At 67.4% G+C, this 657-nt stretch carries 1 protein-coding gene; it reads left to right on the forward strand.

Going from position 1 to position 657, the window contains the following annotated elements:
* Positions 1-657 (forward strand): M20/M25/M40 family metallo-hydrolase (locus J6500_RS31560; RefSeq protein ID WP_225716591.1); only part of this gene is annotated, 657 nt, incomplete at both ends.

Here is a 657-nt window from a genome sequence, read left to right on the forward strand (position 1 = left end):
GCCGGGCATCCTGGTGCTCAGCCATCTCGACACCGTGCATCCGATGGGATTCATCGAGCGCCTGCCGTTCAAGATCGACGGCGACGTCGCGTTCGGCCCCGGCATCTACGACATGAAGGGCGGCGCCTATCTCGCCTATCACGCGTTCCGGCAGATCTGCGCCGACAGCGCGCGGCCGCCGCTCGGCATCACGCAGCTTTATGTGTCGGACGAGGAGATCGGCAGCCCGACCTCGCGGGCGCTGATCGAAGCCGAAGGACGCAAGGCCAAATACGTGCTGGTGACCGAGCCGGCACGCGACGGCGGCAAGATCGTAACCGGACGCAAGGGCGTCGCGCGATTCGACGTCGTCATCAAGGGCGTGCCGGCGCATGCGGGCACACGGCCCGAGGACGGCCGCAGCGCGATCCGCGAACTCGGCCATGTGATCCAGGCGCTGGAGGCGATGAACGACCTCACGCGCGGCGTCACCGTCAATGTCGGCGTTGTCCGGGGCGGCACCAAGCCGAACGTGATCGCGGAGGAGGCCTATGCCGAAGTCGACATGCGCGTGCCGACCATGGCCGATGCCGACGAGCTGCTGCCGAAGATCCTCGGGCTGACCTCGCGCACCGAAGGTGTCAGCGTGAAAGTCACCGGCGAGTTGAACCGCCCGCC

It is taken from the genome of Bradyrhizobium semiaridum, assembly GCF_020329505.1.
Classification (GTDB): Bacteria; Pseudomonadota; Alphaproteobacteria; order Rhizobiales; family Xanthobacteraceae; genus Bradyrhizobium; species Bradyrhizobium semiaridum.